The 15,731-nt window shown below is 66.3% G+C and carries 15 protein-coding genes; 13 read left to right on the forward strand and 2 right to left on the reverse strand.

The window, feature by feature from the left end:
* Positions 1–113 precede the first annotated feature (113 nt).
* The 5 genes from LFT49_RS20175 (at position 114) to LFT49_RS20195 (ending at position 4,294) form a co-directional block, all read left to right on the forward strand.
* On the forward strand, positions 114–764 hold the full coding sequence (locus tag LFT49_RS20175) for a hypothetical protein (protein ID WP_236800210.1): 651 nt from the start codon (positions 114–116) through the stop codon (positions 762–764).
* Positions 765–803: 39 nt separating this feature from the next.
* Positions 804–1,808 (forward strand): aldo/keto reductase family protein, encoded by a 1,005-nt coding sequence (locus tag LFT49_RS20180; protein ID WP_236820790.1) that lies wholly within the window; start codon positions 804–806, stop codon positions 1,806–1,808.
* 63 nt (positions 1,809–1,871) lie between these two features.
* Positions 1,872–2,669 (forward strand): SDR family oxidoreductase, encoded by a 798-nt coding sequence (locus LFT49_RS20185; RefSeq protein ID WP_442863740.1) that lies wholly within the window; start codon positions 1,872–1,874, stop codon positions 2,667–2,669.
* Between the two features lie 91 nt (positions 2,670–2,760).
* On the forward strand, positions 2,761–3,876 hold the full coding sequence (locus LFT49_RS20190) for a sulfite oxidase (RefSeq protein WP_237429223.1): 1,116 nt from the start codon (positions 2,761–2,763) through the stop codon (positions 3,874–3,876).
* 34 nt (positions 3,877–3,910) lie between these two features.
* Complete coding sequence (locus tag LFT49_RS20195; protein ID WP_236800214.1) at positions 3,911–4,294, forward strand: RNA-binding S4 domain-containing protein; 384 nt, start codon at positions 3,911–3,913, stop codon at positions 4,292–4,294.
* Between the two features lie 17 nt (positions 4,295–4,311).
* Here the strand turns inward: LFT49_RS20195 and LFT49_RS20200 are convergent, their stop codons facing one another.
* A complete protein-coding gene (locus LFT49_RS20200) occupies positions 4,312–4,824 on the reverse strand; it encodes a hypothetical protein (RefSeq protein ID WP_237429224.1) in 513 nt (170 codons plus the stop codon).
* A 210-nt stretch (positions 4,825–5,034) separates the two neighbouring features.
* Between LFT49_RS20200 and LFT49_RS20205 the strand changes: the two genes are divergently transcribed.
* The 8 genes from LFT49_RS20205 (at position 5,035) to LFT49_RS20240 (ending at position 13,776) form a co-directional block, all read left to right on the forward strand.
* Positions 5,035–6,531, forward strand: coding sequence for an HNH endonuclease (locus tag LFT49_RS20205; protein ID WP_237430566.1), 1,497 nt, complete (start codon positions 5,035–5,037; stop codon positions 6,529–6,531).
* Positions 6,518–7,399 carry a cytochrome c oxidase assembly protein gene (locus tag LFT49_RS20210; RefSeq protein WP_236800217.1) on the forward strand — a complete coding sequence of 294 codons (882 nt, stop codon included), beginning with the start codon at positions 6,518–6,520 and terminating at the stop codon, positions 7,397–7,399. Before LFT49_RS20205 ends, LFT49_RS20210 begins: the two co-directional genes overlap by 14 nt.
* A gap of 102 nt (positions 7,400–7,501) precedes the next feature.
* A complete protein-coding gene (locus tag LFT49_RS20215) occupies positions 7,502–8,119 on the forward strand; it encodes a uracil-DNA glycosylase (RefSeq protein WP_236800218.1) in 618 nt (205 codons plus the stop codon).
* 182 nt (positions 8,120–8,301) lie between these two features.
* On the forward strand, positions 8,302–8,937 hold the full coding sequence (locus LFT49_RS20220; RefSeq protein ID WP_236800219.1) for a DedA family protein: 636 nt from the start codon (positions 8,302–8,304) through the stop codon (positions 8,935–8,937).
* Between the two features lie 42 nt (positions 8,938–8,979).
* Entirely contained in the window at positions 8,980–9,687 is a 708-nt protein-coding gene (locus LFT49_RS20225) for a FadR/GntR family transcriptional regulator (protein ID WP_236800220.1), read from the forward strand.
* 30 nt (positions 9,688–9,717) lie between these two features.
* Positions 9,718–10,800 carry an asparaginase gene (locus LFT49_RS20230; protein ID WP_236800221.1) on the forward strand — a complete coding sequence of 361 codons (1,083 nt, stop codon included), beginning with the start codon at positions 9,718–9,720 and terminating at the stop codon, positions 10,798–10,800.
* Between the two features lie 8 nt (positions 10,801–10,808).
* Positions 10,809–12,239, forward strand: a complete 1,431-nt coding sequence (locus LFT49_RS20235) for an aspartate ammonia-lyase (protein ID WP_236800222.1) — start codon at positions 10,809–10,811, stop codon at positions 12,237–12,239.
* A gap of 22 nt (positions 12,240–12,261) precedes the next feature.
* Entirely contained in the window at positions 12,262–13,776 is a 1,515-nt protein-coding gene (locus tag LFT49_RS20240; protein WP_236800223.1) for an amino acid permease, read from the forward strand.
* 91 nt (positions 13,777–13,867) lie between these two features.
* Here the strand turns inward: LFT49_RS20240 and ggt are convergent, their stop codons facing one another.
* Positions 13,868–15,700: a gamma-glutamyltransferase gene (gene ggt / locus LFT49_RS20245; protein ID WP_237429225.1), complete on the reverse strand. Its 1,833-nt coding sequence runs from the start codon at positions 15,698–15,700 to the stop codon at positions 13,868–13,870.
* Positions 15,701–15,731 lie beyond the last annotated feature (31 nt).

The following is a 15,731-nucleotide window of genomic DNA, read 5'->3' on the forward strand; positions in this document are numbered from 1 at the left end:
CTGTGGACGGCGGCACGTCCGGCCAAAAATCCGTATGGTGGAGAAGGAGCTTGCGGGTCCGGCATTTGTTACCCGGACGCAGGCCCAGGATGCAGGCAGAGAGGAGAGATGACGTGGACCACCCGGACACTCTCGTCCTCAACCTGACCTTCCTTGGCACTGTGGGCGTGGCCCTGATGATGTTCGGAGTCCTCTTCCTGCTGGGGGTCATCACCCTGGTTCTCGCGGGCCTTGGCCGGCTGGCCGCCCTCGTGCTGATGGCCCTGTTCGGCCGCGTTCCGGGCAGGACCGGCGAAGGGCGTTTCGCCAACGGGGAAACCGGCCGCACTCAGCCCCGCAAGCCGCTCCGGGAACGGGCCGCCGCGCTGAAACCGGACCGGGTGAAGGAGTCGCTCCGCACCGCCGTCGTACGCCATCCCAAGCTTGCCGCCGCACGCCCTGAACCCGCGGTCCTCGCGGAAGACTGGGCCTCCGCCGTTGCCGAGGCGGATAAGCGCGCCCAAGCCAGGGCACGTGCGGAACGGCCTGAAATCAAGCTGTCGGTCCGGGATCTACCGGACCCGGCCGTACCTGCGGACAAGGTCTCCGAAGTGGCCCCGCTGGTGGAGTCCGCCCTGCACAACCACCGACCGCCGCATGAAATGCCGCGGTCATTCAAGAAGCCGCAGCCGCTGCACCCGGTGCCGCCGCTGGATACCGGGTCCCTTGTGTCGCTCGCCGGCCCGCAGCAGGTGCTCAAGGAACAGGCCAAGGAGAACGGCTAAGCCCTTACCCTGAGCAACCATCTGCGTTAGCGTGAACACATGGAATTCAGATACCTCGGAAACAGCGGCTTCAAAGTCTCGGAAATCACGTTCGGCAACTGGCTGACGCACGGCTCGCAGGTGGAGAACGATGTCGCCACCCAGTGCGTGCGCGCGGCCCTCGACGCCGGCATCAGCACCTTCGATACAGCAGACGTCTACGCGAACACGGCCGCGGAGACCGTCCTGGGCCAGGCCCTGAAGGATGAGCGCCGCGAGTCCCTGGAAATCTTCACCAAAGTCTTCGGCCCCACGGGCCCCAAGGGCAAGAACGATCTTGGCCTGTCCCGCAAACACATCATGGAATCCATCAACGGGTCCCTGCGCAGGCTGCAGACCGACTACGTGGACCTTTACCAGGCACACCGCTACGACTTCGAAACGCCGCTGGAAGAGACCATGCAGGCGTTCGCTGACATCGTCCGGCAGGGCAAGGCGCTGTACATCGGCGTGAGCGAGTGGACCGCGGAGCAGCTCCGAGAGGGCCACAAGCTGTCCAAGGAACTGGGCTTCCAGCTCATCTCCAACCAGCCGCAGTACTCCATGCTGTGGCGCGTGATCGAAGCCGAGGTGGTCCCGGCGTCGGAAGAGCTGGGTGTGTCCCAGATCGTCTGGTCCCCCATGGCGCAGGGTGTCCTCAGCGGCAAGTACCTGCCCGGCCAGCCCGCTCCCGAAGGCAGCCGCGCCACGGATGAAAAGGGTGGCGCCAAGATGATCCAGCGCTGGATGCGCGACGACGTCCTGGCCGGCGTGCAGGAACTGAAGCCGATTGCCCAGGAGGCAGGGCTGTCCATGCCTCAGCTGGCCGTGGCGTGGGTGCTGCAGAACCCCAACGTCGCGTCCGCCATTGTGGGTGCATCCCGGCCCGAACAGATTGCCGACAGCGTAGGCGCCGCCGGCGTGAAGCTGGAGGCGGAGGTCCTCAAGCGGATCGACGACGCCATTGGCGGCCTCGCCGAACGGGACCCGGCACAGACCAAGTCGCCGGCCACGCGGGAAGCGTAAGTGGCGTCCCCGTCGGAACTGCCGGACCTCGCGGTCACCGGCTCCACCGGAGGCTTGGGCGGAATGGTGGCGCGGCAGCTTGCCGCGTCCGGTTTCGCCCAGCGCCTGCTGGTGCGCGACGCCGCGCGGGCCCCGCAGCTGGACGGCGCGCACGCGGTGGTGTGTTCCTACGGGGACGGCGCCGCCTCCCGGCACGCCCTTGAGGGGGCGAAAGTCCTGTTCATGGTGTCCGCCGCGGAGGCCGAGGACAGGCTACAGCAGCACTATGCATTCGTGGACGCCGCCGCCGAGGCCGGGGTGGAGCACGTGGTGTACACGTCCTTTTATGGGGCCGCGCCGGATGCCATCTTCACCCTGGCCAGGGACCATTACGCCACGGAGGAGCGGATCAAGGCGTCCGGGATGGCCTACACCTTCCTGCGCGACAACTTCTACCTGGACTTCCTGCCGCTGATGACCGGGGACGACGGCGTGATCCGCGGACCTGCTGGTGACGGCGTGTTTTCTGGGGTGGCGCGGGAGGACATTGCCCGCTCCGCATACGCGGTGCTGCGCGATCCCGCCATCCACAAGGGCATGACGTACAACCTGACCGGCCCGGAGGAACTGTCCATGGCGCAGGCCGCTGAGATACTGAGCGCAGGGACCGGGCGGACCGTGCGCTACCAGCCGGAGACGGTGGAGGAAGCCTACGCGTCCCGGGCCTCCTACGGCGCTCCGCAGTGGCAGCTGGACGCCTGGGTCAGCACCTACACGGCCATGGCAGCGGGTGAAATGGCAGGGCTTTCGCCTGACGTCCACGGCCTCACCGGGCAGGACCCCATCACGCTTGCGGAGTTCCTGACCCGGCCGGTGCTTTAGCCGGCTCAAACCCGTTGACGGGCGTGGTGGCCCGGCGTAGACCTGTTGGTGCCGGGGGCGTTGTCAGTCCGCCAAGCAGAATCGCACCGCCATGAAATACAGCAATCAGCAGTCAACCCGGCAGGGGCCGGCGCCGGCTCCTGCCACCGCCGCGCAGCCCACGTCCGGTCCGCTCACCCGGGAGGAACTGCAGCTCGCCGCACGGAACCATTCCATGCCGCTGGAGGCACTCCGCCGCGACGTCACCCCGCCCGGGCTCCACTACGTGCTGACGCACTTCGACATCCCGGACCTCGACGGTTCGTCCTGGCATCTGCGGATCAGCGGGGCAGTGGAACGGGCCCTGGAACTCAGCATGGCAGCGCTCCGCAGGGACCCGGCCATCACCGTTCCCGTGACGCTCGAGTGCGCGGGAAACGGCCGGTCGCTGCTTGAGCCGCGGCCGCTGAGCCAGCCATGGGTCCTGGAGGCGGTGGGTACGGCGCACTGGACCGGCGTTCCGCTTGCCTACCTCCTTGGCAAAGCGGGGGTGCTCCCGGACGCGGTAGAGGTGGTCTTCACCGGGGCCGACGCCGGGGTACAGGGCGGCGTCCCCCAGCGCTACGCACGAAGCCTGCCGATCCGCGAGGCGCTGCGTCCCGACGTCGTCCTCGCCTACCAAATGAACGGCACCGACCTGCCGCCGCAGCACGGCTACCCCCTGCGGCTGGTGGTCCCGGGCTGGTACGGGATGGCCAGCGTGAAGTGGCTGGAGTCCATCGAGGTGGTAAAGACGCCCTTCGCCGGCTTCCAGCAGGAGGTCGCCTACCGCTACCAGGACTCCGCGGACGACGCCGGCACGCCGGTTTCGCGGATCAGGGTGCGTTCGCTGATGGTCCCGCCGGGCGTGCCGGACTTCTTCACCCGGCAGCGGTTCCTCCGCGCGGGTCCAGTCCTGCTGGTGGGCAGGGCGTGGTCGGGGGAAGGTGCCGTGACCGCCGTCGACGTCGGAATCGATGGCACTTGGCTGCCCGCCCATTTGGACAAGCCGGCGGGTGGCTACGCGTGGCGGAGGTGGAGCCTGCCCTGGGTCGCCAACCCCGGCGAGCATGTCCTTTCCTGCCGCGCGACGGACATCACAGGTGCCAGCCAGCCGCTGGAGCAGAACTGGAACCTGCAAGGGATGGGCAACAATGTGGTGCAGCGGGTGCACGTGACGGTGGAGTGAAGTTGCGGGCCCGGGGCTATACTCGGTGCCAATCATGACCAGCCTCCCTTCCTCCCCCGCCAGCGTCCGCATCGATGCCTGGCTGTGGGCCGTCCGCGCCTATAAGACGCGTTCTGCCGCCACCGCAGCCTGCCGCGCCGGGCATGTCCGCCTCAACGGCAACCCGTCCAAGGCATCGGCCACCCTGGTAACCGGCGATACGGTCACCGTCCGTATGCCCGGATACGAACGCATCCTCGAGGTGCGGCGGCTCATCGCCAAACGCGTGGGGGCCGAGGCCGCCTCCCACTGCTTTACCGACCACACACCCCCTCGGCCCGTCCTGCCGGCACTTGGACTTCCGCAGCGGGACCGGGGCGCCGGCCGGCCCACCAAGAAGGACCGCCGGGAGATGGAGCGGCTTCGCGGACCTGCGTGACAGACGTGCTGCCGACGTCAGGCGCCTGCCTTGGTACGTGCCTGTACGAGGTTAGCGAACGGTAAACGGCCGAATTCCTCCACAAAAGCAGCGTGGTAACCCGCTTCTGCACGGTTCAGCTGGTCCGCCGGAAGTTCCTTCCACGCAATGGCCAGTGACCCGGCGTCGGCGAGTTGCCAAATAAGCCGCCCATCCCAGTGGCCGGGCGGCTTCCCTTGCCCAAAGTCAACGAATTCCTGGATCTGGCGCCGAAGTCCGCGGTTACTTTTGCTTCCGGGGCCGGCCCTTCCCACGTATAGAACAACGGCGGCGTCCACCCACTCGTCGGCTATCGCGGCCGCGGGGAGGGACGGGTCCTTCTTCTTAAAGACGCCTGCGGTGCTTTTCGTGAGCAGGCGGGGCTGGAAGCCGTCCGGGGCAATCACGGCGAAGAGGCCTGTTCCCTGTGGGATCCTCATGGTCTCGAGGTCCTGGATTAACCGGAAGCCGGCGAAACCTTCGGCCTTCAGGCCTTTCCTGGTGAACTGCATAATCCATTGAACAGCAGGCCTGGGACCACCGCCGACTTTGCGTTTTCCACATAGGGGTTTTGGGTGGCTGTCGATGTCACACCCTGGTGGAAGACTTTGGTCATGGAAGCGGTTGTGGGGACGGCGGGAGTGCTGCAGGCAGAATCTCGGGGGCTGTTTGCTGCTGACCGGCGTCAATCCCCGTCAGTTGTTCAACCCGCCGCCCCTTCCATGGGTGACGTCCTGAACCTGTTGGCCCGTGTTCCGGCCCCTGCGGATGGTGCGGGCATGATTGACCAGCTGCGCGGGTTGGAAGACCTGAAGTGCCTGGCGGGTGCGCAGCAGGCCGAGGTTGCTGTGGCGTTTGATCGTCAGCAGCGGCAGGTGCAGGCTGCCGCCGGGGTCCCTGCCGGGGAGCAGGGTGCCGGGGTGGCGGCGCAGATCGCGCTGGCCCGGCGCGAGTCCCCCGCGAAGGGCTCTCGACTGCTGGGCTTGGCCAAAACCCTCACCGGGATGCCGCACACCTCCGCTGCGTTTCGAAGTGGTTTGTTGAATGAGTGGCGGGCCACGCTGATCGTGAAGGAAACCATTTGCCTCTCGCCGGAGGACCGGGCCGGGGTGGATGAGGAACTCGCCGCCGACACCGGCGCCCTCGACGGCATGGGCGACAAAGCCATCACCGCCGCCGTCCGCGCCGCCGCCTACCGGCGGGATCCGGCCTCGGTCGCGAAGCGGGCAGCCCGGGCCGTGGCCGAGCGGTGTGTGAGCCTGCGCCCGGCCCCGGACACCATGACCTACCTGACCGCCCTGCTCCCCGTCGCCCAGGGGGTGGCCGCCTACGCCGCCCTGGCCCGGGATGCGGACACAGCACGCTCAGGCGGGGATGAGAGGTCGCGGGGGCAGGTCATGGCAGACACCCTCATCGAGAGGGTCACCGGCACCCCCGGCGGGATCAAAGGCGTGGAGGTCCAGCTCGTCATGACCGACCACACCCTCCTCCAAGCCGACCCCGAACCCGCACGGCTCCCCGGGTACGGCACTATCCCCGCGGCATGGGCCCGGACCATCGCCCTCACCGGCGAACCAGCCCCGGGAACACCGGTAACAGTCCCCGGCCCCGGCAACCTTGGTTCTCCGGCCACTGCCGATACTGACGGACACGGCACCGCGGCCGGGACCACCGCCGTTGACGCTGGCGATGCCGCCGCGGACACCGCCACGGATGCCGCGGCCACCCCTGAAGTCGCTGGTGACGCCACCGTGGACGCGTCCGGCCGTCATCACCTGAATCTCTGGATCCGCCGGCTCTACACCGCCCCCGGCAGCGGGGAACTGGTGGCGATGGACTCCAAAGCCCGGCTGTTCCCGGCAGGGCTCAAACGCTTCCTCCAGATCCGGGACGATACGTGCCGGACCCCGTACTGCGACGCCCCGATCAGGCACCACGACCACATCAGGCCTTGGCACAGCGGCGGCCCCACCACCGCCGGCAACGGCCAGGGACTCTGCGAAGCCTGCAACCACGCCAAGGAAACACCTGGCTGGACCGCCAAACCCGTCCCGGGTGCACGCCACACCGTGGCAACCTCCACTCCAACAGGCCACACCTACCACTCCACCGCACCACCACTCCCCGGAACCCCGCCGGCGGGAGCGCAGCCCCGGGGAGGCACTCGGTCATGCAGCTCTCAGGAACGGCGGCTATCCTTGGCGCGTGCCACCCCTTGAGATCCTGATGTCCTCCTGGCAACTCGACTGGGCCGCCGCCGCCTTCGTCGTCGTGGCCGCTGTCTTATACGGGTGGGGAATGCGCTCAGCCGCCCGCCGTGGCCAGGGCTGGCCCGTGTGGCGGGCCGTTGCGTTCTACGTCCTGGGCCTGGGCGCTTTTGTTGTCCTGACCTGTGGGTTCACCGGCGTGTACGGCGCGCAGCAGCGGTGGGCGTTCACCATCAAGATCTCCATGCTGCTCTTTGTTGTTCCACTGTTTATCGGGCTGGGAAAGCCACTCACCCTGGCCAGGACAGCGTTGCCCGCCAAGGGCATAGACACCCTAAACACGGTCCTGGCCAGCCGGCCTGTTAGGTTCGTCAGCAACTCTTTCGGCGCGCCACTGCTGGGGCTGGCGCTCTTTTCCACATTCCTGACACCAGCTTTCTACACGCTCCGGACAGATCCCGTGGCCGGCGGACTCCTCACCCTCGGTGTACCTCTGCTTGGCATGCTGATGGCGCTGCCCATCATCGAGGAGTCCGACTTCCAGCGGTCCAGCGCCTACTTGACCCTGGAATTCATGTTCGTGTTCATCGAACTGTTGATCGATGCGATCCCCGGAATCCTGCTTAGCCTCAACGGCCAGGTGCTTGACCATGTGATGTCAGTCCCCAGCCCGCAGTGGTGGTTCAGGGACGCGTTCCAGGACCAGCAGTTTGCGGGAAATCTGCTGTGGTTCATCTGTGAAGTGTTGGACCTCCCCTTGATCATCCTTATGTTCGTTCGCTTCTCACGAAGCGACAAGCGTGAAGCGGGCGTCTTTGACGAGCTGACCGATGAGCAGCTCAGCGAACTGCACAAGCAGCACCTGCGCGGCCCGCACTAGGTTGGCCTGCTCCAAAAAATTCGGTGTGCCCACCCCTCCCCGGGGAAGCGTAGAGTGACATAGGACGCCTGATTCTGGACGCCTCGCTGCCAAGGAGAAATCGTGACGATTGATTGGGACGAAAAAAAGGCCCTGCTGCAGGAACCGAATATCGCGCAGGTCACCCAACTGTGCGATGAACTGATGGAAAAGAAGCCGGGTTCCACCGTCCCCTACATCGACCCCGTCCACGACGAAGATGAATGCAGGATCATCAGCCTCCAGGCCAGCCCCGGCAAGGGGACGGAATCGGGATTTGTCTCCCATTACAACGATGACGAAGCGGCCCGCCGTGCGACCCAAATCTATGAGCTCGCAGAACTGGACCCCCGCTACGTCATGCCCTGGAACGCCTATCCCTGGGTGCGCGAGAGCGGCAGCCCGTCGGCCCTTAGCGTCCAGGAGAAGACCGACGGCCTCCGCCCATTCCGGCAGTTCCTCAAGATCAACTCCCGCGTTTCGGCCATCATCGCCCACGGTACGGATGCATCCACGTTCCTGACCCTGTTCGAGAAGACCTACCACTCGTCGCTGAAGAACAACGGCATCAAAATCTACAAGGCCACTGCCCTTGGCGGCAGGGCCTTTGCTGTTTCCGAGGCCAAGCAGGAAGAGCTCCTGGCCAAGAACGTGGAGACCTACCGGGACGCGATGCAGCGGGCCGGAATCCAGCACCTCTAACGGATACCACAGCTTTCTTTCAGCCGCACCTGCGCATACTCGTAGGTACACCTGACCGGCGAAAGAACCAGGCTGAACCTTGACGTCCTCCGCAAAGCGCCCAACCGGGGCAGCATCCCCAGCCGGGAGATTCCTGGTGAAGCCCGGCCCCGTCCCCGCTCCGCGGGCTTAAAGTTGGTTCCATGACGGGCTTCATCGACGGACTCCTGAACGTCAGCCCGATCGTGGCGTACATAGCCGTCTTCTGCCTGGTCTTCGCCGAAGACGCCATATTCGTCGGTTTCGTGATCCCAGGTGAGACGGCAGCCGTCCTGGGCGGTGTGGTGGCCAGCCGGGGCGAGGTGCAGCTGGGCATCATGATGGCCCTGGTGGTGTTCGCCGCCATCATCGGCGACAGCGTGGGCTATGAAGTCGGCAAGCACCTGGGAGCCCGGCTCGTGAAGACAAAAGTGCTGGCACGGCACTCCCGCAAGCTGGAAAACGCGCAGGAATTCCTCCGGCGCAAGGGCGGTTCCGCCGTGTTCCTGGGCCGCTTCACCGCTTTCCTGCGCGCCGTCATGCCCGCCCTGGCCGGTACATCCCGGATGCCCTACGGCCGGTTCCTCGCCTACAACGCTGCCGGCGGCATTGTCTGGGGCATCGGCTTCGTCCTGCTGGGCTTCCTCGCAGGCAACTCCTACGAGGCCGTAGCCCAGGCAGTGGGCCGGGACCTCGCCGTCGTCATCGCCGCAGTTGCGGTGGCAGGGCTCATCGCCTGGCACTTTCGCTCACGACGGCGGCAGCAGCGGCGGCGCGCAGCGAACCAGCGGCAGGACTAGGGAGAGTTTGACACCCACTGTGACCAGTGCCATATTTAAGGCGTGAACCTGTCAGACAGCCGGACAGCAGGACAGCCTGTAGTCCGCCCCCTTGCCCGGCTGAGCGCTGCAGAGGCGGTGTTCAACACCATCCGCCAGGACATCGAGTCCGGCGCGCTTCCGGTGGGGAGCAAACTGAGCTCGGAAGCCACCCTCGCACAGGTGTATGGAGTCAGCCGCTCGGTGATTCGGGAAGCCCTCCGATCCTGCACCGCCCTGGGGCTGACGGTAACCAGGACCGGCAAGGGCACGTTCGTCGTCGCCAGCAAGGTGGCCAATGACCTCACCCTGGGGCAGTACTCGGCACGCGACCTGACGGAAGCACGCCCGCACATCGAAGTCCCGGCCGCTGGACTGGCGGCTGAACGGCGCACTGCGGAGGAACTGGAAATCCTGCGGGGGATCGTCGCCGCCATGGCCGTGGAAACCGATCCGGAGTCCTGGGTGGCCCTGGACTCCAGCTTCCACGCCACCATCGCCCGCGCCAGCGGCAACAAAGTGTTTGCCAGCGTCGTGGCAGACATCCGGGATGCCTTGGCGCACCAGTCCGAGACACTGAACATGGTGGCGGACCGCCAGCACGCCTCCGACATTGAGCACCAGCAAATCCTTGCCGCGATCGAGTCCGGCTCCGCGGAAAAGGCCCGCGCTGCGATGGCGCACCATCTGGACGCCGTGGGCGTGGCCCTCGACTCCATCCTCAATAACTAGCCAGCTTCAACCGACCCTTCCAAGGACCCCATGCCCTCCCCCGTCTTTTCTGCTGCCCATACTGCTGCCCCGGCCGAGTTGGCCCTGCCGCAGCACACCCCGTTGGTCGCCACCGTGCGCGACGGCCTGGTGGAGAGCGTCCACTACGGCTCCGCAATCGCCCTGGGTGCCGACGGTTCAGTGGCGGCAACTGCGGGTGATCCCTTGGCCCCCTTCTACCCGCGCTCCGCACTCAAGCCCCTCCAGGCGGTTGCCATGGTCCGCGCCGGCCTTGAACTCCCGGCCGACCTCCTGGCCCTGGCCGCCGCCAGCCATTCCGGTGCGGCTGCACACCGGGACGGCGCTTTGCGCATCCTCGAACTGCACGGGCTGGCCCCGACCGACCTGGAAAACAGCACGGACCTGCCCTACGGCACGGCGGAGCGCGAGGACTGGCTCCGCACCGGGGGCAGCGCCACGCAGATCACCCAGAACTGCTCGGGCAAGCACGCCGCCATGGTGGCCACCTGCAAGATCAACGGCTGGCCCGTGCGGGGGTACCTTGACCCGTCGCACCCGCTGCAGCAGCTCGTGGCGGAAACGGTCCTCGACCTGACCGGCGAGGAGCCCTCAGCTGTAAGCACCGACGGCTGCGGCACCCCGCTGTTCGCCCTGACGCTGGGCGGCATGGCCCGAGCCTTCGGCCGGATCGCCCGGGCGGCCGCGGCCTCCTTGGACGGAAACGACGACGACGGCAGCCCGGCGGCCGCCGTCGGGCTCGCCATGCAGCGGCACCCGGAGATGGTGGCCGGGGAAGGCCGCGATGTCACCGCCCTGATGCGCCTGGTCCCCGGCGCCGTAGCCAAGGACGGCTTTGAAGGCGTGCAGCTGGTGGGCCTGCCCGACGGCAGCGCCGTCGCCGTAAAGATTTCCGACGGCGGCGACCGCGCCCGGATGCCCGCCACCGTCAGCCTCCTGGAAGCGCTGGGAATGGATACCGAGCCTCTTGCCGGGATCGCCACGGCCCCTGTCCTGGGCGGCGGCCACCCTGTGGGCCAGCTCCTGGCCACCGACTTCCTGAACCCTGCTTTCCTGAACACCAACCAGTCCACGCCCGACAACGAAGCCCTGTGAGGACAACCATGACCATCACCGAAACCGCGGCGGAAGCCACCTCCGCCCCAGCCAGGTCGGAGCACGACCTGCTCGGCGACCGGGACGTCCCAGCCGACGCGTACTGGGGCGTGCACACGCTTCGCGCCGTGGAAAACTTCCCCATCACCGGCCAGAAGCTGTCATCCAACATGCACTTGGTCCGCGGCCTTGCGGCGGTGAAGCTGGCCGCCGCCCGCACCAACCGTGAGCTCGGCCTGCTGGACGCCGAACGCGCCGACGCCATCGGGCAGGCGTGCCAGGACGTCCTGGACGGCAAACTTGCCGACCAGTTCGTGGTGGACGTTGTGCAGGGCGGTGCGGGGACGTCGTCGAACATGAACGCCAACGAGGTCATCGCCAACCGCGCCCTGGAAATCCTGGGCCACCCCAAGGGTGACTACGCGCGGCTGCACCCTAACGACCACGTCAACCTCAGCCAGTCCACCAACGATGTGTACCCCACGGCCGTCAAGCTGGGCACCATCTTCGCCGGCCGGGAACTGCTGGCGGCACTCGAAGAACTCGAGGAAGCCTGCGCCGCCAAGGCCATGGAGTTCCGCACCGTGGTGAAGATGGGCCGCACCCAGCTGCAGGACGCCGTCCCCATGACCCTGGGCCAGGAATTCGGAACCTACGCCATCACCATCGGTGAGGACCGGCTGCGCCTGGCGGAGGCCGAGCTGCTGATCCACGAGATCAACCTCGGAGCTACCGCCATCGGCACCGGCCTGAACGCCCCCGCCGGTTACGCCGCAACAGCCTGCCGTCATCTGGCCGAGATCACCGGACTCCCGCTGGTGACCGCCGTCGACCTGATTGAAGCCACCCAGGACGTGGGCGCCTTCGTGCACCTGTCCGGCGTGCTCAAGCGGGTGGCGGTCAAGCTGTCCAAAATCTGCAACGACCTCCGTCTGCTCTCCTCAGGCCCGCGCGCCGGCTTCGGCGAGATCAACCTGCCGGCGGTGCAGTCCGGGTCCTCGATCATGCCCGGCAAGATCAACCCGGTCATCCCGGAAGTGGTCTCGCAGGTGGCCTACGAGGTGATCGGCAACGACGTCACCATCACCATGGCCGCCGAAGCCGGGCAACTGCAGCTCAACGCCTTCGAACCGATCATTGTCCACAGCCTCCACAAGAGCATTTCCCACCTGGAAGCAGCCTGCCGCACCCTTACGGCCCGCTGCATCCGGGGTATCACCGCCAACACCGATCACCTGCGCCGCACCGTGGAGCAGTCCATCGGCCTGGTCACCGCATTGAATCCCCACCTCGGCTACGCCACTGCAACCGCCATCGCGCAGGAAGCACTTGCCACCGGCAAGGGCGTGGCGGAACTGGTCCTGGAACACGGGCTCCTCACCGACGCCCAGCTCCAGGAACTCCTCAGCCCCGAACGCCTGGCCAACCTCAGCAAGTAATCCGTCTTGTAAGGACACCCCCATGACAAACACCCCCCTTCCAGACCACCTGATCGATGGTGGGCACGCGCATGCCACCGAGACCTCCCTGCACGCGGAGGACAAGGGTTACCACAAGAACCTGAAGCCGCGGCAGATCCAGATGATCGCGATCGGCGGTGCGATCGGTACCGGCCTGTTTCTGGGCGCCGGCGGCCGGCTGAACGCTGCAGGCCCGTCCCTGGTCATCGCCTACGCGGTGTGCGGGTTCTTCGCGTTCCTGATCCTGCGCGCCCTGGGCGAACTGGTCCTGCACCGCCCTTCGTCGGGTTCGTTCGTTTCCTACGCCCGCGAATTCTTCGGTGAAAAGGCCGCGTTCGTTTCCGGCTGGTTCTACTGGATCAACTGGGCCACCACCACCATCGTGGACATCACCGCCGCCGCCCTCTACATGCACTTCTTCGGCAACTACATCCCCTGGATGGCCGACGTCCCCCAGTGGGCCTGGGCACTGACCGCCCTGATCGTGGTCCTGGCCCTGAACCTGGTCTCCGTGAAGGTCTTCGGCGAAATGGAATTCTGGTTCGCCCTGATCAAGGTCGCCGCCCTGGTCGCCTTCCTCATCATCGGCACCTACTTCGTCATCTTCGGCACCCCCGTGGACGGACAACAGGTCGGCATCAACCTGCTGTCCGATAACGGCGGGATCTTCCCCAACGGCCTGCTGCCCATGATCATCCTCATGCAGGGCGTCCTGTTCGCCTACGCCTCGATCGAACTGGTGGGCACCGCCGCCGGCGAAACCGAAAACCCGGAAAAGATCATGCCCAAGGCCATCAACTCCGTGGTCTTCCGCATCGCCGTGTTCTACGTCGGCTCCGTAATCCTGCTGGCCCTGCTGCTGCCGTTCACGTCCTACCAAAAGGGCGTCAGCCCCTTCGTGACCTTCTTCGGCTCCATCGGCGTCCAGGGCGTGGATGTCATCATGAACCTCGTGGTCCTCACCGCCGCCCTGTCCTCGCTGAACGCAGGGCTCTACTCCACCGGCCGGATCCTGCGCTCGATGTCCGTCAACGGCTCGGCCCCCAAGTTCGCCTCCCGCATGAACAAAGCCGGCGTCCCCTACGGCGGCATCGCCATCACCGCCGTCGTCTCCCTTCTCGGCGTGCCGCTGAACTACCTCGTCCCCGCCGAAGCCTTCGAGATCGTGCTGAACATCGCCTCCGTGGGCATCATCATGACCTGGGCCACCATCGTGCTGTGCCAGATCCAGCTCAAACGCTGGGCGGACAAGGGCTGGGTGGAACGCCCCTCGTTCCGGATGTTCGGCGCCCCCTACACGGGCTACCTTTCACTGCTCTTCCTGGTCGGCGTCCTGATCATGGTCTTCATCGACTCACCGCTCACCATGCTCGTCACCGCGATCGCCTCCATCCTCATGGTCATCGGCTGGTACGCCTGCCGCACGCGCATCCGTGAAATCGCCGAAACCCGCGAAGGCTTCACGGGAATGTCCCCCGTGGTCGCCAACGCCCCGGCTGACACCTTCAAGAAGTAACCGCGCTTTAAACATCCGACGGCGGCACCTGGGTTCTGGAATTCGCAGAATCCAAGTGCCGCCGTCGGGGTTTAACGGTGGCTGCTGCCGGTCACTTGGACGGCTTGACCACCATGGCCGATCCGCCGCCGCGCCTGACCGGCTCCGCGGCCGCCAGGACGCGCCCGTCATCAAGGAACTCGATGGCGGTGGCTGCGCCAATCTCAGAGGCCGACGTGAACGAGTCACCCGACGGTGTCAGCTTGTGGCCGAAGCGGGATGTCAGGGCCGCGCCGTATTTGTCGATAAAGGCCGGCTCGGCAGTGACGCTGGCCGTATTCCGCTGGGACGCACGGGGTGCCGCAATGGCATCAGGGGTGCTCATGCCCAGGTCGATCCGGTTGACGATGGTCTGCAGGACCGTGGTGATGATGGTGGAACCGCCCGGGGAACCCAGGGCCAGGAACGGCTTGCCGTCCTCCAGGAGGATGGTGGGCGACATGGACGAACGCGGTCGCTTGCCCGGCTCGATTCGGTTGGGGTCGGTGGCGCTGTAGACCGTGGAAAAGTCGGTGAGCTCGTTGTTGAGCAGGAAGCCACGACCGGGGACAACCATGCCCGAGCCGCCGGTCTGCTCAATGGTCAGCGTGTACTCCACCACGTTGCCCCACTTGTCCGAGACAGTCATGTTGGTGGTGGAGATGTTCTCGGTGTCCTTCTCATCGGCGAGCGCCGCCGGTGCCGCCGGGCAGGTGCCGTCGTACGAGGTGACGTCGCCGGGCTGCACGGGCTTGGTTGCCGCCGTGTTGGGGTCGAGCTCGCAGGCGCGTTCCTTGCCGAAGATGGGGTCAGTCAGGGCTTTGGTCGGCACCTTCACAAATGCGGGGTCTCCTACGTACTTGCCGCGGTCCGCGAACGCCAGGGCGCTGGCCTCGAGGTAGTGGTGCAGCACAGCAGGCTGGTCCTTCTTCAGCGCCGGAAGGTTGAACACATCCAGGATGTTCAAGGACTCACCAACGGTGGTGCCGCCGCTGCTGGAGGGGGCCATGCCGTAGACGTCATAGCCGCGGTAGTTCACGTGCGTTGGATCCTGGTCCAGGGCTTCGTAGTCGGCCAGGTCCTCCGCCGTCATGGAACCCACCGGGACGGGGAGGGTGGTGTCCGGGGACTTGGGCGGATTCTGCACCGTCTTGGCGATCTCCTCCGCCAACGGGCCGGTGTAGAAGGCACTCATGCCATCCTTGGCCAGCATGCGGTAGGTGGCGGCGAGGTCGTGGTTCTTGAAGATTGAGCCAACCTCGGGCAGCTTGCCGCCCTGCAGGTACAGGTCCTTGGTGGAGGTGAAGGCCGCAAACCGTGCCTGGTTGTCCTGGGTCTGGTTACGGAAGGTCTCATCCACCACGAAACCACGGTCTGCAACCTTGATGGCAGGCTTCAGGGCGTCGCCCAGGCTGAGTGTGCCCCAGCGTTCCAGCGCCCGTTCCCAGGTGGCCGGCGTGCCGGGAACGCCTACCGAGACGCCGCTGGTGACCAGTTCAGGAGTGAAACGGTAAGGCTTGCCCGTAGCTGGATCGATGAACGCATCCTGCTTGATCCCGGCCGGTGCCGTTTCCCGCCCGTCGATGGTTCTGACTTTCCCGGACTTCGCATCGTAATAGACAAAGTAGCCGCCCCCGCCGATCCCGGCGCTGTACGGTTCAGTGACGCCAAGGGTGGCTGCCGCGGCAACGGCGGCGTCCACCGCGTTTCCACCCTTGCTGAGGACTTCGATGGCCGCCGCTGAAGCGTCGGGGTCCACCGTACTGACGGCCCCACCGTAGCCGGTAGCCGTGGGATTCTTGTCGGTTTGCCGGGGGTCGGCAGACGCGGGGCTGATGGCCCCGGTGGTGACGCTCATTGCCAGCGCGGCAGTAACAGCCGCGAGCCGGCGTCCGAGATGTGGCATGGTGGCTCCTACATGGGGTTCGAGTGGTGTG

Source organism: Arthrobacter sp. FW306-06-A (genome assembly GCF_021870055.1).
Classification (GTDB): domain Bacteria; phylum Actinomycetota; class Actinomycetes; order Actinomycetales; family Micrococcaceae; genus Arthrobacter.